An 18,632-nucleotide genomic window follows, 5' to 3' on the forward strand; every position below is an offset into this window, starting at 1 on the left:
AAGATTTTATAAAGAGTTATCTCAAATATTTTTGGGTGCTACCTCAATGATTTTTTATAAATTTTTAGAAAGTCAAAAAAAGAAAAAACCCCACAAACACAAGGCTTGTGAGGTGTTGTATATAAAAATAAACTGTAAAAAATTATCTTTTTGAGAATTGGAAATCCTTGATTTTATTAGTATGAATATACATTTTGTTACCTGTGTGTTACCTACAAGGGTATTTTTTATAGTTCTGAAAAGTTTATTACTATAATTTTTTAACTATTCTTACTTTCTTATAAAATCTTTTGTATAAAATTTTATAAAATTTTCTCCATCAAAATGATAATGATTCAAAAGTTTAAATATTTCATCTTGATTGTAACTTTTTAACATCGATAATCCTTTTGCTAATTCTTTTGTATTTTCTTTTAATAATTCTAATTTCTCTTTATCTATACATCTCATTTTATCATTAGGATAAGCATCTTTTGAAATATAATTACTTGGATGAATTATTATAGGAATAGCTTCAAATCTGTTAGATAAATTATAAGTTTCTTCAAACCAATGTATAGATCCTGATAATTGATTACAATAATTTTTTGAGATTGTTTCACTTTTTGCTTCATTTTTACATTCAATTACTAAATAATATTTTGGAGTTATTGCCCATAAATTATCAGGTCCCTTACCTTTATCTTTATCTGGTCTTATTGAAGGAAATCCTAATAGTTCCCCTAATTCCATTATTCCTTCTTCAAAAGAATTATAATCAGCATCATCAAAGTTTAAGTTTATTCTTATTGTATTCATTTTTATACTATATTCATTTGAAGTTAAATCTTTTAACTTTTCAATCAATAAATCTACTTGTGGTTTTGGCTCAATTATTTTCCTTTGTTTTTTTATTCCTTCAATTGGATTTACTAATAGTTTTGAATAAATGTGTGCATTATTCAATAAATTCTGTGCTTCTATAATACTTATAGAATTAAAATATTTAGCAGCTTTTTGGAGTAATAACCCTTTTAATTCTGAACTAATTGTCAAATTAGTTTCAGCAAATTTTATTATTTTTTTTACTCCTAATTCTATTTCTCCTTTTAAAACCAAGTCATAACATTCCCTTAACAATTTTGTTTCAGAAGTTATAGCTAAAGTTCTATCATATTTTTTATCTGCTAATTCCCCTTTTAATGATTGAATCCACTCTTTATTTCTTTTTAAGCAATAATCCATGAGTTCATTAAGAACTTCAATGGTTACTTCATTTTGGCTTTTTACTGCTTCCATTAATTGCATTGAAACTTCATACTGAGTTAATGTAGCTACTGAAAATAGTTTTTCTAATTTAAATTTATTTCTTACAATTAAATCCGTTAATAAATCTCCTAATAAAATTACTACACAATAGTCATCACTTGAACGAACACCTCTTCCCATTCCTTGTTCAATTTTTTGAATTGTATTAGCCATTGTTTCTATATTATTTCCTAAAATCCCCTCTATTAATTTTGCATATTTTCTTTCTACTTTAGGTAAATCATCAATTACTAAAATTCTACACATTTCATTAGGTAAATCTATTCCCTCATACCTATTAACTAAAACTACTAAACCAACATGCCTATTTTTTAAATCTTCTATACTTTTTTTTATATTTTCTTTTTCTACTATTAAATCTGCATACTCTTTCCATCCATTAGCTTTTTTTATAGAAGATACTAATACAATTACATTATAATCTTTAGATTTTTCCTTTAAACTCAACTTTATTTCATCATCATTTAAATTTGGATTCATTAATTTAGGAGTTAAAATCATTCTTTCTCCTATATCTGAACATGTTTTAGGAGTTATTGCTTCATCTAAACTTGATAAATTCAAATAACTTGATAATAAATTGTCATTAGCTAATGTAGCTGTGGTAAATATTCTTCTTTCACATTTTTGATATGATTGTATTGTGTCTATTGGTATCTGATCAAAAGTTATTTCTATACTATTTTTGTCAATAATGCATTCATACCATTTTAAATTTTCTTTTACCAAATCAATTTTAAAAGTTACTTCTTTTTCTTCTAAACCTTTTTTCTCTCTTTCTTCTTCTTCTAATAAAAGTTTAAATACTTCATTACATTTTTTTTGCCATATCCAAAATGGAACTACCATAGCTCCTTGTAATCTACCATATTTAAGTTCTTCATATTTTAAAGGATCTTGTTCTTTTAAGGTAGTTTCAAATTTTGAAAGTATTTTAGTATAAATTTCTCGATCTTTACTAAGTTTTATAGTAAACTGTTCTTCTAATATTGATAATATAGCATGAACATCATCAAATAAAATTGTCCCTATCTCCCCTTCTTTGAATTTACTTTTTCCATTAAATAATTGATGTGAATTTATCACCAATATTGATTTTCCTAAATAAAAATCAGGATCCTTGTCATTATCTGTTACCTCTATTCCTAAGTTAATAGCTTCTTTTTTTACCTGTTCTTTTAAAAAATTATTTGGAACCACATAAATTGCAGGGCCTTTTTTTTCATTTAAAGAACTTTTTAAAATTAGTAATGATACTAAAGTCTTTCCTCCCCCGGTATTCATTTTTATTATTGTATCTTTTTTGCTTTCTCTTTTTTCATACCACTCTTCTAAAACTTGAGATTGGACATCTCTTAAATATTCATATTTTTTAGGTAATGCATTAAATAATTCAGTAGGATTTATTATAGTATTCTTTGAATTTTTCTTTCCAATTGAATTAAAATTTATATTTAAAGCTACCATTCACTTTCCTCCTAAATTTTATAATTTTTATCTTAAAATTTTCACATATTATTATATCATATATTTCGATAAGAATTTCATTTTTATAATTTCTTGACTATTTTGATATTTTTATTCTATAGCTTATATTTCTTCCTTCTCTTATTTTCTCTATAAGTCCTAGTTCTAACATTTCCTTTAAATTTTTTATTACTCCACTACTTGTTAATCTTATTAGTACTTGTAATTCCTCATTTGTTATAGTTCCTTTTTCATCTAATATATCTAATATTTTTCTATAAGTTTTCTTTACTGCAACTCCATTTATTGTATAACTTATCTTTGGTAATGTTATTCTATATACTCCACCTAGTGATTCTATTGTGGGTTCTAACTTATATTCTTTGTATTCTCTAAGTATTTTCTCTATCCCTTTACCTGCTCTATTTGTAATTCCTAAATATCTAAAAATTTCCATTATCTCATTATTTCTACAAACTGATATTCCTAGAGTTAATCCTTTAGGAGAAATATTACTTGGTATCTCTCCTAAAGATATTATCTCTATTCTATCATTATATATTTTAACTATAGTATTCCCTTTAATTATATAATCTCTATGAATAATAGCATTACATATAGCTTCTCTTATGCTTTCTATTGGATAGCTTTTTAATTCTGATATAATCTTTTCCATTTCTTTAAACTGATGTATAAGAGAACTATCTATTTTCTGTCTATTAAAATTAATCATATCAATAATTTCTATTCCAAGTTTATTTTGGTCTGAAAAAAGTTCTCCTATTGATGTTACTTTTCCATCAGAATTTAAAAGATTAAACTTTATCATTGTATCTTCTAAAGTCAAATTTTTTTGTTTTGATTCTTCTTCTAAAAATCCAAAACTATATTCTTTCATAATAAAAAATCTCCTTTTTATATTATTACTTATTATATCATTTTATTATTATTTAATCTAATAATATTGTTGTTGAAATTGTATTGTATATATTTTTTAATATCTTGTATGTATCTACAATAATTACATTATTTAAATTTTCATACTCAAATAATATTTTTCTTACTTTAGTTATAGCATTTTCTCTTGTATTAACATTATCTATTGCTAATCCTAAAGCTCTTCTTACAACTTCATAATCTAATATCAGTCCTTGATTTTGATAAATAAATTCCGTATAATTAATTTTTCCTTGTTTTCTTCTTTCCATTAACCAATTTGCTAATTCATTTGCCCGTAAACTATATAAACGTTCTATTTCTTTAAAATCTAAAAAATTGTCTAAAATATACTTTTTATAATTTTCAAAATAGTTTCCTAAAATATCAAGATTTTCAAATTCAAAAGTATTAAAAGTTCTTCTCAATCTAATTCTTTTTGAAACTTCCATTCTTATCCTTTGTGGTAAATCACTATATGTCTTAGTAATTTCTTCAAATAATTCAGTAGGTAGTTTACTTTCTAAGTTCAAATATTGATTGTAAATTTCTAATCTACTATTATAATTTTTTCCTGAGCAGTTATTTTTATTCGGAGAATAGATTACTATTTCCATTTCTCTTTCTAATAAATTGATATATCCTTTTGTAGATATTCCAGATAACTTTTTATTATATACATTTGCTAAAATATAAAAAATATTTTGATAACCTGTAAAACATTCATCTATATTCATTAGATATGTAAATGGTATATCCACTCTATTTAAAACTATACCCTGTATAATTCCATTCACTTCATATTCTCTTAAAAGATTATAAACTAAATATCTCTGTACTTCAAAACATTCACTTCTTCTAGTTATTAAAAAAGCATTAGTTCCCTTATAAAATCTAGGATAAGATATCTTAACTATAAGATTACCAGTTCTAGAAAGTTCTAACACATTACAAAAATTATATCCATAATTACTTTTTATATTTTCAATATTATAAATTAATGTATTTATTTCATTTATATTAGTAAAAGTATTATTTAATTTTATTGCTATTTCTATTGTATCCATATAGATACCTCCTTTAGTATTAATTCTTATTAATTTCAGTGAGCAGTCAGGAGTGCCATAATTTTCAATTATGGCTTTTTATCTTCCTGCTCACTGATTTAGAAGATAAAACACTATTTTTATATGTTCTTTAATATAAAATAAGCTATTTATAAGTATTTTTTATTATAAATTTGTTACTTTTATTCAATCTATAAAAGTAGATAAATATATATACCCCCAAATGATAAGGAGGTATTCTTTTTTTAAAAAAAGAAAAATTTAATGTTTATACATATACATTGTTGTAAAATAAAAAAATGAGAGGTCTTTTTTAACCTCTCATCAATACTTCCTTTTATTCTTTCTTTATAATTATTGTATTAGTTTCTTTATTATACTCCATATTAACAGTTCTATCATTACTTGTAATTCCCATATCTTTTATGATACTTTGATTAATGGAAATATTATACTGTTCTGATATTCCTTTCTTAGGACTTCTATAACTTAGTTTCTTAATCATAATTTATACCTCCATATTATTGTATATATACATGATATTGTTATATAAAATTATTTTATTACAATATCTTGTGGTTATAGTATATGTACATAGTATTGTTGTATAAATTTATAATATAAAAAGTGTTAAAGAAATAAATTTCTTTAACACTTCTTCTTCTAAGCATAATTACAAATACGCATTACAGAAGTTTCTATAAATCCTAATATTTCTGCTCTCGTCATTTTTCCACTAGCCACCTCTAAAACTTCCTTTAATAACATATCGCCTAATGTTTTTAATGATTTTTCTCCATAGATTAAAGGACTAGCATTAAAGTCTATATTATCTTTCATATTTTCATATGTTATTTTATTTCCAGTTATTTTTATTACTGGAGCTATTGGATTCCCTGTAGGTGTTCCCCTTCCAGAAGTAAATAAAATTATTTGAGCTCCACCTGCTATCATTCCAGCTATAGATGAAGGATCATTTCCTGGAGTATCCATTATTACTAATCCTTTTTTTTCTATTGGTAAAGCATAATCTATAACATCTTGAATTTCTTTTGTTCCTCCTTTATGAATACAACCTAATGATTTTTCTTCTAGAGTTGTAATTCCTCCAGCCTTATTTCCTGGAGAAGGATTTCCTGCTCTTACACTTTCTCCAACCATTTCTAAACTTTTTTCATATCTTTCTATTATTTCATATATCCTATTTTTTATCTCTTGATTCTTTGCTCTTTTAGCTAAAATATGCTCAGCTCCTATAAATTCAGTTGTTTCACTTAAAACTGCTGTTCCTTGATTTTCCACAATTCTATCACAAACTTCTCCAACTACAGGATTAGCAGCTAATCCTGATGTAGGATCAGAACCACCACATTCTGTTCCTATTATTAATTCACTTATTGGAAACTTTTCTTTTTGAATTAAACTAGCTTCTTGAACTAATTCAATCGCATATCTAGTTCCTTTTTCTACCGTTTTTAAGGTTCCTCCCTCTTCTTGAATTATTAAAGTTTTCATTGGTTTATTTGTTCTTTTCTTTATTTCTTCCACAACTAAATCCATTTGACAATTTTCACAACCTAATGATACAACAACAATTCCATATATATTGGGATTTGCTGCATAACCAGCCATCATATCCATAGTATACTTTTGATCAGCAGGAACTTGGGAACAACCATTTTGATTATTAAAAGTAACAGTTCCTTTTACCTTTTCAGATATCATTCTTGCTGTATCAGAAGCACAAACACTAGCAGGAAGAATCAATACATGATTTCTTACCCCTACTTTTCCATCTGCTCTTTTATAACCATAAAATTCCATATTATCTCCTTATTAATTTTTTTCACTTTTTATATTATGTGTATGAACATGAGTTCCTTTTTTTATTTCTTCTATCGCTATTCCTATTACTTCTCCATATTTTTTTATAATTTCCCCTTTATTTATATTTTCTAAAGCTATTTTATGATAAATAGGAATATCTTCTAGAATTTCTATTTCTTTTATTTTTTCATCAACTGTTTTATATTCTATTTTTTCTCCTTTTTTTATATATTCTATTGCCACAATAATATTATCATTTTTACTAATAGTAATTCCTTTTATCATATTTCTCCTCTTCTTTTTCTTAATAGAATAATTCAACTAATAAAGTTGAAAAATGTGGTATAAATGTTAAAAGTATTAAAACAATAACTAATAAAATATAAAATGGTACTGCTTCTTTTATAAAATCTTTTATTTTACATTTTGTAATTCCACAAGTAACGAACATTAAAGTTCCCATTGGTGGAGATAAAGTTCCAATTGAAACATTAAATATAAATATCATTGCAAATTGAATAGGATCTATTCCAAATTTTAAAGCTATTGGTGCAAATAATGGAACTAATATAATCGTAATAGCATTTCCTTCTATAAACATTCCTACTAAAATTAAAAATATATTTACGATTATTAAAAAGGCATATTTACTTTCAAAAGAATTTACTATAAAATCTGTTAATTGTTGAGGTACTCTTTCTTTTGTCAAAACCCAAGATAGAGCTGCCGCAGCTCCAACTATTAACATTATAGTTGAAGTTGTTATTACTGTTTCCTTTATTCCAATTATAATTTTCTTTAAATCTAACTCCTTATAAACAAATCCCAATATTAAAGAATAAATTATAGCCACTGATCCAGCTTCTGTAGGAGTAAATAATCCTATTCTTATTCCACCTATTATTATTATAGGTAAACACAAAGGTAAAGCTGCTCCCTTAAGTGCTGTTAAAAATTCTTTCTTAGTTACTTTTCTTTCATAAATAGGAAGATATCCTCTTTTTTTAGACATTATATGTACTAATATCATTAATGAAACACACAGTAAAGTTCCTACTCCTATTCCTGATACAAATAATTTTCCAATAGATACATTTGCTATTGAACCATATAATATCATTCCTATTCCTGGAGGAATTAAAGGGGTTATCATAGCGGAAGTTGCTGTTACAACTGAAGAAAATTCTTTTGAAAATCCTTTTTTCTCCATTTCTGGAACTAACATTTTTGCTTCCATAGCTGCATCAGCCAAATTAGAACCTGATAAACCTCCCATTAAAGTAGATAATAATACATTAACTTGTGCTAGTCCTCCTGTCATTCTCCCTGTTAAAACAGTACAAAACTCCATTATTCTTTGAGTTACACCTGAATAATTCATAAAAACTCCAGCACAAACGAAAAATGGAATTGCTAATAATGGTATACTTTCTATACCTGAGGTTATTCTCTGAGCCATTATTAATTGAGGAACTCTTGGAGTTAAAATAAAATAAGTTGCTGTTCCCGCCAAAATAGAAATAAATACAGGAACTTTTAAGAAAAGAAAAACTAATAATATTATTCCTACTAATCCTATAATACTAATCTCCATCTACTTCCTCCTTTTTAAATTCTATTAATTCTATTCCAAAAATCTCTTTTATTTCTACTAAAATATAATTTATAATCATTAACAAACATCCTATTGGAATTGCTGAATAAATATATTGACTAGGAATATGTAATATATTTGTTGTTCTATTTGTATTAATAAACTGTTGAACTAAACTACATCCATTTTTTAAAATAAATACTAATGTACTTATTGTTATTATAGCTATAAAAATTTCAATAATTTTTTGAATTCTTTCAGGAAATAAATCTACTATCATATCTATAGCAATATGACTCGAATATCTAAAAGCTGCACTTGCACCATAAAATATAACCCATATAGCTAGTCCTAATTGTACTTCTTCTTGCCATATAATTGGATTATTAAAAAAATATCTCATTATACTTCCAAAAAAAGTTATTATGATTAAAATAATTAAAGCTATTCCTGCTATAACTAAATCTAAATTTAAAATATTAGATATTATTTTTTTCATAATTATAACTCCTTTATTATTTTATGATTTCTTTAATTCTTTCTAGTAATCCTTTAGACCAAGTTTCTGTTATTTCTTTATATTGATAGAAAGGTTTCGCTTTTTCATTAAACTCATCAAAATCTATTTCTGTTACTTTAACTCCTTCTTTTTTCAATTTCTCTAAACAATCAATATCCGCTTGTTCTGCTAATTTATTTTGATAATCTCCTGCTTCTCTACAAGTAGAAATTAATAACTCTTGTTGTTCTTTTGTTAAACTATTAAAGAAAGATGTTCCTACAACAATAGAAGATAAATCTCTGATATGACCATCTAACATTAAATTTTTAGCAACTTCTTGATATTTTCCACTATAAATAACTGATAATGGATTTTCTAATCCTTCAATAGTTCCTTGTTGTAATGATGTGTAAACTTCTGATAAAGCCATTGGAGTTGGTGTTGCTCCCAATACTTCAAATCCTTTAACATGAATAGTACTATTTTGCGTACGAATTTTCATTCCTTTTAAATCTTTTACACTTTTAACTGGCTTAGTTGTTATAGTATGTCTAACCCCATATCTCCAATTTTCTCCTATTATTTTCATTCCTTTGCTTTCTAATTGAGTCATTTGTTCTTTCCACCAGTCGCTTGCAACTAATTTATCTAATTGTTCCCAATTTTCAAATAAATATGGTGCTTGCATTATTCCTAAGTCAGGAACTCCTCTATCTGCATAAAAAGGTCCATTTCCTATTGCTGCAATGGCATCCCCTGCTAACATTTGATCTATTAAATCACTTTTAGAACCTAATTGTCCTGATGGAAAAACTTCTAATTTCATTGTTCCGTTACTACGTTCATCTAAAATTTTTGCCCAATAAAGAGCTGCCTCTTGAACAGGATCTCCAGGATTATTATCATGTCCAAATTGTAATACAATTACATCATTTTTTTCATTAACAACTTCTTTTTTTTCGCCTCCACATCCTCCAACAAGTAAAGTTCCTAATAACATTGATACACATAAAATTTTTTTCATATTTTCCTCCTTTTTTATCCTAATAAAATTGATATTTTATTTGCTACTTCTTTTATTTTTTCTCCTCTTTTTTTCATTTCATTTTCTGAAACATTTCCATATAATCCAGCAATACTTATAGCTCCTATAACCTTTCCATCTTGAAATAAAGGAGCAGCCACACAAGAAATATCTTCATCTCCTTCACGATAGTCTTTTGAATAACCTCTTTCTTTAGCCTCTAATATATCTTTTTTTAATTTATATGGGTCTATTATTGTATATTTAGTTTTTGCTACTAACTTTATTCTTTGAATATATTCTTCGATTTCTTTTTCTGTAAATGTTGATAGAATAGCTTTTCCTAATCCTGTATAATATAAAGATTTTTTACTTCCTAGAACTGCTGTTATTTTTATATTTTTTGTACTTTCTATTTTTCCAACATATAAAACATAATCGCCATCTTTAAGAGCTAAAAAAATAGTTTCATTATATTCTTCATTTAATTTTTTTAAAAATGGATTAACAACGTCTATAATTTCTCTTTTATTTTTTACAGATAAAGATAATTCTAATATTTTATTTCCTAATATATATCTTTTATTCTCTTCCGACTCTTGATATATGTACTCTTTTTTTAATAAAGCTTTTACTATATCATCTACAGAACTTCTAGGAATTTCCAATTCTTTTGATATCTCTGAAATTGTCATTCCTTTTTTTGAGGAAGCTATAATTTCTAAAATTTCTAGAGTTTTTAAAGTTGATTTATTCATAAAATTACTCCTCTTTTAAAATTTTCATTGCTCCTTTTACTGAAAAATCATTTTCTAAAATTAATTCAATATCAGAAAATATATTTAATTTTTTTAAGATTAGATACAAAGCATTAGAAATTATATTATTACCTACTATTACAATCTTGTTATATTTATTTTGATAATTATTTTTATAAATAGCTTTTATATCTCCCTCTATTATTATTCCAAGTAAATAATTTTCTTTTTCTTCTAATGATAAATTTTGAGCTAAATCAAGCCCACGTAACATAAATGTAGATTGATTTATACCATATTTTTTACTCATCTCATAACCTAATAACAAAAATTTTTCATTTATTTTATTACAAAACTTTCCTTCTACAGAATTTTTTAAAATAGTATTTTTAGTTAATACCTCATATAATTCTCCACTCATTGTTGTTGTAAAATCAACCACATTTTTTTCTCTTATTTCAATAATTTTATTATGAGACCCTGGTAAAAGTAGTATAAAATCTTCTTTTGTATCAAGTTTATCTAATATTCCAAAAACTTCCGTTTCTTCTCCTCTAATAACATCTATACTTTTTAAGTTATCTTCTAAAAAATATTGTTTTTCAACTTTTATTCCAGGAATTAACAAAATATTAAACTCTTTTAATTTGCAAACTTCTATTTTTTCTCTTATCTTTTTTAAATTCACTGGAACTTTTATATGTTTAACTTCTTTTAATCCTAAGGAAGAAGTGATCATTCCAGAAGCGACAATATATTCAATATCTTCTTTTTCAAGTTTATTTTCCTCAAAAATTTTTTTTAAAAACTCATATAAATTTTGAATAAATAATTCTTTACCTATTTTTACTCCATTCGGTGATTTTTTTTCAAAAATTATTTTTTTATCTTTAATAATTCTTATTCTTAAATTCGATGTTCCAGCATCTATTGCTATTATTTTTTTCATATTTTTGTCGCCTCTATATTTTTTAAAATATTTTTTGTATTTTTAATCTTTTCTCTTAATTCTTCAAATTTATTTTCTTTTATTAATTTATTATCTATAAGAGAACTTCCTAAGCCTACACTACAAAAACCTCTTTTAAAAAATTCATTCATATTTTTTTCAGAAACTCCACCAACTGCCATACAATCGAAATTATTTAATGGTCCTTTTAAAGCCTTTAAATATGTCATAGGCATTTCATTTGCTGGGAATAATTTTAAAATTTTACAACATTTGTATTTCAATGCTATTGCAGCTTCAGAAGGAGTTAAAAAACCACAAACACATAAAATATTTGTTTTTTCTACTTCCTTTAAAATTTCTTCATCTGTATTTGGAGTTAAAATAAATTTTACATTATTTTTTATTGCAAATTTTAATCTTTCTTTAGTAGTAACTGTTCCTGCGCCTATTATAAAATCATTTTCATACTTTTTTAGAATTTTAAATTGTTCTTCGATATCATTACTATTTAGTGCAATTTCTAAAACTTTTATTTTTTCTTCTTTTAAAATTTCAAGAAGTTTTTCTAAATGAAGTGTTGGAACATTTCTTAAAATCGTAACAATTTTCTCTGCTTTTATAATTTCTTTTATATCATTCATAAAAATAAGACCTCCTTCTTATTATAATTTAACGTAAATACGTTATTATAACGTGTTTATGTTTTTTAAATTTTACTTTACCACTTTTTTAAATTCAACACTTTTTCAAAAAATATATTTTTATTATATTTTTTGTTTTAAAATAATACTATATTTCCGATTTACGTGACGTAAATACGTTGCTATTTTTTGTTTTTTTTATTTTAAAACTTTCTAACTTTGTATTAAAAAATTTAAATATTATATTAACTAAAAAAAAGATAGAGATATTACTCTCTATCTTTTTTCTTCAATCCCAAATAAATTATTAAATAGTCCTTTTGGATTTTTATTTGAAAAGTCTATTTCCTTATACTCATCTTCTTTTAAAGTTATAAACTTTATTTTCATTTCTTTATATTCATATAAATAATCATTATCTTCTTTCTTTAATTCTTTTTGAAAATCTTCTATATTATCACTATTAATAATAAAATTTCCTATTGATAGTAATACCAGAGATTTATTTTCTTTTAACATTATAGAAGATATATCATCACATGAATAATAGAAATGTTCTCCTAAGACCTCTACTCTTTGAATAGTGTTTTTATTATTTTTTATTAAATCCAATAATTTCATTATTATATCCTTTATTACTTTGATAACTATTGCTTAGTTTTCTAAAAGTATTTTTATTTTGTTATCTAATATTCTTATCTTTTCATCATAATATTTATCTAATTTAGAATTAACATATTCTTCTTTTAACTTTCTTATAAATGTTTCACTTTTATAAAACTTATACAAAGTTACAATAAATCCTCCTATATCTAACTTATTAAAATTTTTTGTTATAGAGGTATATATTAAATTACTCGTAGTGGAAATCATATTTGAATATAATATTATTTTCTTTGTTCTAACCTCATATATTTTTCTATTATCTATTGTTTCATTATAATAAAAATTATGTAACATTGTTATAATAGAACTTATTAACGAAGAAAATAAAACTCCACGAGAAATACTATAAAAATCTATTCTATATTCTTCACCTAATAATTGTCCTGCAAATTCTGGAGAAATATTATTTAAAATAGGAACTGGTAATCCCATTTTAGTAAATGCATCACTCGAAAAATGTAACCCTTGTTTTAAAAAAGCTACAGGTAATAATAATTTATCTTCTCTTATTTGAATAAAAAAATTTTGAAATACTTCTGATATTAAAATAGGTCTTTCTATTTTCATATTTTTTATTGTATAAGATTCTAGAGAAAAGTTGTTTTTAGTTAAAGTATTAGTAATAATATTTACTGTTCCAAAGATCCACCCTAATAGTGGATCATGTCCTAAAGTAGTGTATCTATGATTAGCCCCTGATATTCCATGAGAAAATTTTTCAAATTGACTATAAAATTCTTCTTTTGTAGTTAAATACTTTGTAGCATCATATGGAACTGATCCCAATAATATTTCCGCATATCTTTCTTTTTTAGTTTTTTTACTTATTTGTTTACTAATTAAATCTGGAATTTTATCTCCTTCTGATGCATTAGAAAATCTTAATGAGTTGTTATCTATAAAAAATTGTCTTGCTATTTGTAAAAAAACACCTAAAAATAAAAGTTTAGTATCTAGTTCATTTAATTTAGTTTTATTTTTAAATTCAATTTCATAATTTTTTTTAGTTTCTTGATATTTATTAAATTCTTTTTTTATATCTTTATCTGTAGCATTTATATTTTTTATTTTCTCTATTAATTTTTTTCTTAAGTCTTCATTCATAATTTTTTTCCTAATATTTTTTATTTTTCTTCTAATATTCTTATCATTTCTTCTTTTGTTTTTTCTTCACCACTTTTATATCCATACTTATAATTAATTTCTGCTTTTCTTTTTTCTTCTCTCTCTTTTTCCTCAAAATAATTTACTACTAACCAACCAACACTTTCTGTAGCTGTAGCTGCTGTTCCAGATTTTATAACATTTCCCCAAAGTGGTATCCAACCCACTAATTGTCTTGCTATTTGTCTTCCTACCATTCCTCCTCCTACTGCTGTTAATATATTTCTCGCTGCCTGCTCTGTTATATCTCTATTATATATTTTAGCTAAAGATATAACCATTCCAACTTGAATTCCTGTTATAGAAATTATATCTCCACAAGGTACTTGAGCTAATCCTGCTCCTACTCCTCCTGCTGCTATTGCTGCTGCATGAATAACTGCATGACATTTATCTCTTCTTGACATATCTTACTTCCTCCTTGTATAAAATAATTTATTTTTTATTTATTTAATAATTTTAATATCTTTTCCTTGACTTAATATCCATTTATTTATTCCGTTTCCAAAAACTTCCACTTTTACTATATAATATCCTTCTCCATTTTCAATAATTTCTGCTGTTGGTAATTTATCTAATACTGCTTCTATTGAGTTTCCTGTATATTTAAATTTTATTCTTTGTAATTTCCCACCTGTCATAAATTGAACTCTTTTTCTAAATTCTCCTTCTTCAAATCTATCTTTATAAGGGATTGGAAAATGCTCTTCTAATACTCTATATTTTTTTACTCTATCTATTCTATAAATAGTAGGAAATACATCATCTTTATTTTCAAAATATTTTTCTTTATCTATTCCATCTATATGAGCTAGTACATAAAAATAATATTCAGAAAACATAATTCCTACTGGTAAAATTACTCTCTTTACTACTGATTTATCTGTTTTTTCATATTCAATTTCTATTTTTAAATGTTTTTGTACTGCTTCGCCTATTTCCCAAAGACTTTTAAGATAACTTTTTTTATGTTGTAACTCCATATAATGAAATTTTTCATTTTCGATTAATTTAGATACTTTTAAATAACTTTCTCTAGGTACACATTGTTTCATTAGTTTATCTATTATTTCCATCATTTCTGATTTCAAAAAAGCTCTACTGTCTAATAATATTTTACTTACTGCTAAAATTTCACTATTAGTCAATTTTTGATTATCATCATTTTTTAAAATATATCCATTAAGTTTTTCATTATAAACAATCTCTGAAATATTATTAGTAGTTATTAAAAAATTTCTTAAGTCACTTATATCTCTATGAATACTTCTTTCACTTACTCCATATTCCTGAGCTAATTTTTTTCTATTTATTTCTTTTCCATTTAGTAATCTTAAATAAATATCTAAAATTCTTTGATTTTTCATTTTTCCTCCATTATTTAATTACTTAAGATTTATCTAAATATATTTTATATTATTGAGATTGACAAAAATTGTCATTTATAAAAAAATGAAGATATTTATTACCTTCATTTTTATTATTTATTAGTTCTTTTTATTGAAAGTAATCCCCATTAATTATTCTTTTTCATTTCCTTTAGCTATTCTTAAACCTAATTCAACTATTTCTTCATTTGTTATTTCTTTCTTTTTATTATTTAAGTCTAGGAATACAAGCATTGCAAGTATTCCTATTCTTTTATTCCCATCTAAAAATGGATGATTTCTTATAAGACTATTGCATAATTGATTAGCTTTATCATCTAATGTTTTATATAAATCTTCTCTACCAAAACTTATAAATGGAGAATTAATAGCTGTTTCTAAAAGTCCTATATCTCTTATTCCTCTTATACCACCAGTTTTATCTATTATTTTTTCATGTAAGAATATAATATCTTCTATTGACAACTTAATCACTATGATAACTCCTTAAAAGCCTTTAAATATTTTTCTAAATAATAATCTGCTAATTTTTCTAATATTTCTTTATCTGTATTAATTTTATCTTTCATAGTTTTACCTCTTAATTATGCTATATACTCCACATATTTAATTTCAAATTGATATTCTTTATCATAACTTTTAGCTCTTAAGAAAGAATAACCTGTTTCCTCATCTCTTTCTATTGCTATTACTATTATTTCCCAAAGAACTCCTTGATAATATATTTTTATCTTCTTTCTCTTCCTTGTTGCTTGTTCTAATTGTAAGAATAAATTTTTAAATAATATTTTTTGCCTTATACTTGGATGTAAATTAGCATAAGTTATAAATAAATTTCTTAGAAAGACACTTTCTTCTTCTATATGACTAAACTTTAGCATATCAGGAAAGTATTTTGTATTTTTCTCATTTAAGCTAAATATAATTGACTTCTTTTCATCAAATATATCAAAACTTACTTCTAATCCTTTTTCAAATCCTAATCCTTCAACTATAAGATTACAAATAGTTTCTTTTTTTAGTTCAAAATATTCTTTATCTTTGTATAAAATTTCTTGAACAAGTTTAGGAAATGTTACTCTTACTTTTCTTCTCAATCATTTCCCTCCTAACTTCTCTATTAATATAATTATACACCCTATATAAAAGTACTCAAAGAGAACATTTTTTTATAATATTCTTTTTAGAAACTATGTTTTTTCAATGATTCTACTGTTCCTTGAAATAGTGTTTTCTCTCCTAAAAGTTTATTATCACAATCTAGGAAGAATACTTTAAATTCTTCATTATTCTTTATTCCCATATTAATATTTAAAAATTCTATTAATTCTCGCATTGTTCTTATTCTTGTGAAGTCTTTATTTTTTAATTTTTCTTTTCCTATGATATATATAAGATTTTTTAGTTCTTCTATTTCCTCATTTATTTCGTAGCTTTTCATCTTATAAACTACTTCATCTACATCTTTACATTTTAAAAATTTTAATATCTTTTCCATAATTTTCCTCCATAATAATAGAGGACTTCCTATTGGAAGTCCTTATTTTCTTCTATATAATATTTATTACTATCATTTTCAAATCTTGACATAGTAATCATATATTCTTCTATAGCTTTCTTATAATTAGTTACCATAAGAATAAAGTTTTCATATGTTGTTTCTCCATATTCTCTATATTCTCTACAGCAATTATATTTATTTTTAATTTCCTTAAATTCTATGCGATAGTCAGGTGCTTTTCTATTATCCATATAAAATTTAACCACTTTAGGAGTTAGACTTTGTTTTGATGTAGTTATTAAAACTTTTTTCATTTGCCCTAAAATAGGTTTTACTTCTGCTGTATCCATTTGTACTCTAAAGTTTCCCATACATCCTAAGATATTACCTTTAATTAAAAATAGATACAATAAAAATAATAAATATCTAATTCTTAACTTCAAAGGTCAAAAAATGAAGTATGATAATTACTATAGAGAAAAGTTTCTTCCTATCATGGAACAATTAAACATGAAACATAGACCACACGATTGTCGTCATACTTTTGCTACACTTCTTAGTAATGCCAATGCTAATGCTACTGCTATTAAGAAAATGATAGGACATGAAAGCTATATTACTACTGAAAAAATATATACTCATAAGGATATAGAAGAACTTAGAAAAAATGTTGAACTAATAAAATAATAAATAATGTGATAGTTTACACAATATTTTATAGAAAAATGTGTAAATTATCACATATTTTTATAAAAAAATGTGATATAATATAATAAATAGTTAGGAGGTTTATTATGAAAAGATTTATATTAGATGATTTGATAAAATGGAAAAATTCAAAATATAGAAAGCCTCTTATTTTAAAAGGGGTTAGACAAGTAGGAAAAACTTGGATTTTAAAAGAATTTGGAAAGTTATATTATGATAATGTAGCTTACTTTAACTTTGATGAAAATATTGAATATCGTCAATTTTTTGAAACTACTAAAGATATAAATAGAATATTACAAAATCTTATGCTTATAAGTAATCAAAAAATAGAACCTAATAATACTTTAATAATATTTGATGAAGTACAAGATTGTCCAGAAGTTATAAATTCTCTTAAATACTTTTATGAAAATGCTCCAGAGTATCATATAGCTTGTGCTGGTTCTCTTTTAGGAATAACATTAGCTAAACCTTCGTCTTTTCCAGTTGGAAAAGTTGATTTCTTAAATATTTATCCTATGACATTTAGTGAATTTTTATTAGCAAATGGAGATGAAAATCTTAAACTTTTTTTAGATAGTATTGAGGATATTGAAAAAATACCTGACGCTTTCTATAATCCTTTATATGAAAAATTAAAAATGTATTATATAACTGGTGGTATGCCTGAACCAGTATATATGTGGACTAAAGAAAGAGATACTGATTTAATGATAAAAAGTTTAAATAATATTATAGAAGCTTATGAGAGAGATTTTGCAAAACATCCTAATGTAAAAGAATTTCCTAAAATTTCTATGATTTGGAAATCAATTCCATCTCAACTTAGTAGAGAAAATAAGAAGTTTATATATAAAGTTGTCAAAGAAGGAGCAAGGGCTAGAGAATATGAAGACGCTCTTCAATGGTTAGTAAATGCTAACTTAGTTTCTAAAGTATATAGAAGTTCAGCTCCTAGAATACCTTTATCAGCTTATGATGATTTATCTGCTTTTAAAATATATTTAGTAGATGTTGGTTTATTAAATAGGCTTTCTTTACTTTCTCCAACTGCTTTTGGAGAGGGAAATAGACTTTTTACAGAATTTAAAGGAGCTTTAACAGAAAACTATATACTTCAAAGTTT

Annotated in this window: 22 protein-coding genes; 2 read left to right on the plus strand and 20 right to left on the minus strand. The window is 24.4% G+C overall.

All coding sequences use genetic code 11. The features are described 5' to 3' along the window. Positions 1-270 precede the first annotated feature (270 nt). The 20 genes from T364_RS0109680 to T364_RS0109780 all read right to left on the minus strand — a co-directional run bounded on the left by T364_RS0109680 (position 271) and on the right by T364_RS0109780 (position 17,166). Positions 271-2,775, minus strand: a complete 2,505-nt coding sequence (locus T364_RS0109680) for a DEAD/DEAH box helicase family protein (RefSeq protein ID WP_035945739.1) — start codon at positions 2,773-2,775, stop codon at positions 271-273. A 97-nt stretch (positions 2,776-2,872) separates the two neighbouring features. Then, positions 2,873-3,673 carry an ATP-binding protein gene (locus tag T364_RS0109685; protein WP_035945740.1) on the minus strand — a complete coding sequence of 267 codons (801 nt, stop codon included), beginning with the start codon at positions 3,671-3,673 and terminating at the stop codon, positions 2,873-2,875. A gap of 52 nt (positions 3,674-3,725) precedes the next feature. Then, positions 3,726-4,778 carry a hypothetical protein gene (locus tag T364_RS0109690; protein ID WP_027129423.1) on the minus strand — a complete coding sequence of 351 codons (1,053 nt, stop codon included), beginning with the start codon at positions 4,776-4,778 and terminating at the stop codon, positions 3,726-3,728. 337 nt (positions 4,779-5,115) lie between these two features. Further along, a complete protein-coding gene (locus tag T364_RS11200; protein ID WP_169733519.1) occupies positions 5,116-5,283 on the minus strand; it encodes a hypothetical protein in 168 nt (55 codons plus the stop codon). A gap of 158 nt (positions 5,284-5,441) precedes the next feature. Then, complete coding sequence (locus T364_RS0109700; protein ID WP_027129424.1) at positions 5,442-6,602, minus strand: UxaA family hydrolase; 1,161 nt, start codon at positions 6,600-6,602, stop codon at positions 5,442-5,444. Between the two features lie 12 nt (positions 6,603-6,614). Then, positions 6,615-6,890: a UxaA family hydrolase gene (locus T364_RS10860; RefSeq protein ID WP_035945742.1), complete on the minus strand. Its 276-nt coding sequence runs from the start codon at positions 6,888-6,890 to the stop codon at positions 6,615-6,617. A gap of 19 nt (positions 6,891-6,909) precedes the next feature. Then, positions 6,910-8,199: a TRAP transporter large permease gene (locus T364_RS0109710; RefSeq protein ID WP_027129425.1), complete on the minus strand. Its 1,290-nt coding sequence runs from the start codon at positions 8,197-8,199 to the stop codon at positions 6,910-6,912. Then, a complete protein-coding gene (locus T364_RS10865; RefSeq protein ID WP_051532728.1) occupies positions 8,189-8,698 on the minus strand; it encodes a TRAP transporter small permease in 510 nt (169 codons plus the stop codon). Before T364_RS10865 ends, T364_RS0109710 begins: the two co-directional genes overlap by 11 nt. 16 nt (positions 8,699-8,714) lie before the next feature. Beyond that, positions 8,715-9,725 carry a C4-dicarboxylate TRAP transporter substrate-binding protein gene (locus T364_RS0109720; protein WP_027129426.1) on the minus strand — a complete coding sequence of 337 codons (1,011 nt, stop codon included), beginning with the start codon at positions 9,723-9,725 and terminating at the stop codon, positions 8,715-8,717. A gap of 14 nt (positions 9,726-9,739) precedes the next feature. Continuing rightward, positions 9,740-10,483: an IclR family transcriptional regulator gene (locus tag T364_RS0109725; protein WP_027129427.1), complete on the minus strand. Its 744-nt coding sequence runs from the start codon at positions 10,481-10,483 to the stop codon at positions 9,740-9,742. A gap of 4 nt (positions 10,484-10,487) precedes the next feature. Then, on the minus strand, positions 10,488-11,432 hold the full coding sequence (locus tag T364_RS0109730; RefSeq protein ID WP_027129428.1) for a 2-dehydro-3-deoxygalactonokinase: 945 nt from the start codon (positions 11,430-11,432) through the stop codon (positions 10,488-10,490). Next, the gene (locus T364_RS10870) at positions 11,429-12,076 is read right to left on the minus strand and encodes a bifunctional 4-hydroxy-2-oxoglutarate aldolase/2-dehydro-3-deoxy-phosphogluconate aldolase (RefSeq protein ID WP_051532729.1); all 648 of its coding nucleotides are present in this window, start codon (positions 12,074-12,076) and stop codon (positions 11,429-11,431) included. The genes T364_RS0109730 and T364_RS10870 overlap by 4 nt, the downstream gene beginning before the upstream one ends. A 276-nt stretch (positions 12,077-12,352) precedes the next feature. Next, positions 12,353-12,697 carry a hypothetical protein gene (locus T364_RS0109740; protein ID WP_027129429.1) on the minus strand — a complete coding sequence of 115 codons (345 nt, stop codon included), beginning with the start codon at positions 12,695-12,697 and terminating at the stop codon, positions 12,353-12,355. Between the two features lie 33 nt (positions 12,698-12,730). Further along, positions 12,731-13,846, minus strand: a complete 1,116-nt coding sequence (locus T364_RS0109745; RefSeq protein WP_027129430.1) for a hypothetical protein — start codon at positions 13,844-13,846, stop codon at positions 12,731-12,733. Positions 13,847-13,866: 20 nt separating this feature from the next. After that, positions 13,867-14,313 (minus strand): DUF697 domain-containing protein, encoded by a 447-nt coding sequence (locus T364_RS10875; protein ID WP_051532730.1) that lies wholly within the window; start codon positions 14,311-14,313, stop codon positions 13,867-13,869. Between the two features lie 39 nt (positions 14,314-14,352). Further along, positions 14,353-15,273, minus strand: a complete 921-nt coding sequence (locus tag T364_RS0109755) for a helix-turn-helix transcriptional regulator (protein WP_027129431.1) — start codon at positions 15,271-15,273, stop codon at positions 14,353-14,355. A 153-nt stretch (positions 15,274-15,426) separates the two neighbouring features. Further along, positions 15,427-15,768, minus strand: a complete 342-nt coding sequence (locus tag T364_RS0109760; protein WP_027129432.1) for a type II toxin-antitoxin system death-on-curing family toxin — start codon at positions 15,766-15,768, stop codon at positions 15,427-15,429. 110 nt (positions 15,769-15,878) lie between these two features. Next, positions 15,879-16,391, minus strand: a complete 513-nt coding sequence (locus tag T364_RS0109770) for a hypothetical protein (protein ID WP_027129433.1) — start codon at positions 16,389-16,391, stop codon at positions 15,879-15,881. Between the two features lie 86 nt (positions 16,392-16,477). Next, positions 16,478-16,792, minus strand: coding sequence for a JAB domain-containing protein (locus T364_RS0109775; protein WP_027129434.1), 315 nt, complete (start codon positions 16,790-16,792; stop codon positions 16,478-16,480). Positions 16,793-16,821: 29 nt separating this feature from the next. Continuing rightward, on the minus strand, positions 16,822-17,166 hold the full coding sequence (locus tag T364_RS0109780; RefSeq protein WP_027129435.1) for a hypothetical protein: 345 nt from the start codon (positions 17,164-17,166) through the stop codon (positions 16,822-16,824). 22 nt (positions 17,167-17,188) lie between these two features. Between T364_RS0109780 and T364_RS0109785 the strand changes: the two genes are divergently transcribed. Together T364_RS0109785 and T364_RS10880 are read left to right on the plus strand one after the other, a co-directional pair. Then, a complete protein-coding gene (locus T364_RS0109785; protein ID WP_245596705.1) occupies positions 17,189-17,482 on the plus strand; it encodes a tyrosine-type recombinase/integrase in 294 nt (97 codons plus the stop codon). A 107-nt stretch (positions 17,483-17,589) separates the two neighbouring features. Then, a partial coding sequence (locus T364_RS10880; RefSeq protein ID WP_081775710.1) for an ATP-binding protein occupies positions 17,590-18,632 on the plus strand: 1,043 nt, incomplete at its 3' end.

This window comes from Fusobacterium perfoetens ATCC 29250 (genome assembly GCF_000622245.1).
In the GTDB taxonomy this organism is placed as follows: Bacteria; Fusobacteriota; Fusobacteriia; order Fusobacteriales; family Fusobacteriaceae; genus Fusobacterium_B; species Fusobacterium_B perfoetens.

Coding starts and splice junctions, on each gene's coding strand:
- T364_RS10875 (WP_051532730.1), bottom strand. CDS start 14,313: ATGTCAAGAAGAGATAAATGTCATGCAGTTATTCATGCAGCAGCAATA.
- T364_RS10870 (WP_051532729.1), bottom strand. CDS start 12,076: ATGAATGATATAAAAGAAATTATAAAAGCAGAGAAAATTGTTACGATT.
- T364_RS0109710 (WP_027129425.1), bottom strand. CDS start 8,199: ATGGAGATTAGTATTATAGGATTAGTAGGAATAATATTATTAGTTTTT.
- T364_RS10860 (WP_035945742.1), bottom strand. CDS start 6,890: ATGATAAAAGGAATTACTATTAGTAAAAATGATAATATTATTGTGGCA.
- T364_RS0109685 (WP_035945740.1), bottom strand. CDS start 3,673: ATGAAAGAATATAGTTTTGGATTTTTAGAAGAAGAATCAAAACAAAAA.
- T364_RS0109690 (WP_027129423.1), bottom strand. CDS start 4,778: ATGGATACAATAGAAATAGCAATAAAATTAAATAATACTTTTACTAAT.
- T364_RS0109680 (WP_035945739.1), bottom strand. CDS start 2,775: ATGGTAGCTTTAAATATAAATTTTAATTCAATTGGAAAGAAAAATTCA.
- T364_RS0109720 (WP_027129426.1), bottom strand. CDS start 9,725: ATGAAAAAAATTTTATGTGTATCAATGTTATTAGGAACTTTACTTGTT.
- T364_RS10865 (WP_051532728.1), bottom strand. CDS start 8,698: ATGAAAAAAATAATATCTAATATTTTAAATTTAGATTTAGTTATAGCA.
- T364_RS0109730 (WP_027129428.1), bottom strand. CDS start 11,432: ATGAAAAAAATAATAGCAATAGATGCTGGAACATCGAATTTAAGAATA.
- T364_RS0109740 (WP_027129429.1), bottom strand. CDS start 12,697: ATGAAATTATTGGATTTAATAAAAAATAATAAAAACACTATTCAAAGA.
- T364_RS11200 (WP_169733519.1), bottom strand. CDS start 5,283: ATGATTAAGAAACTAAGTTATAGAAGTCCTAAGAAAGGAATATCAGAA.
- T364_RS0109780 (WP_027129435.1), bottom strand. CDS start 17,166: ATGGGAAACTTTAGAGTACAAATGGATACAGCAGAAGTAAAACCTATT.
- T364_RS0109700 (WP_027129424.1), bottom strand. CDS start 6,602: ATGGAATTTTATGGTTATAAAAGAGCAGATGGAAAAGTAGGGGTAAGA.
- T364_RS0109775 (WP_027129434.1), bottom strand. CDS start 16,792: ATGGAAAAGATATTAAAATTTTTAAAATGTAAAGATGTAGATGAAGTA.
- T364_RS0109755 (WP_027129431.1), bottom strand. CDS start 15,273: ATGAAAAATCAAAGAATTTTAGATATTTATTTAAGATTACTAAATGGA.
- T364_RS0109745 (WP_027129430.1), bottom strand. CDS start 13,846: ATGAATGAAGACTTAAGAAAAAAATTAATAGAGAAAATAAAAAATATA.
- T364_RS0109725 (WP_027129427.1), bottom strand. CDS start 10,483: ATGAATAAATCAACTTTAAAAACTCTAGAAATTTTAGAAATTATAGCT.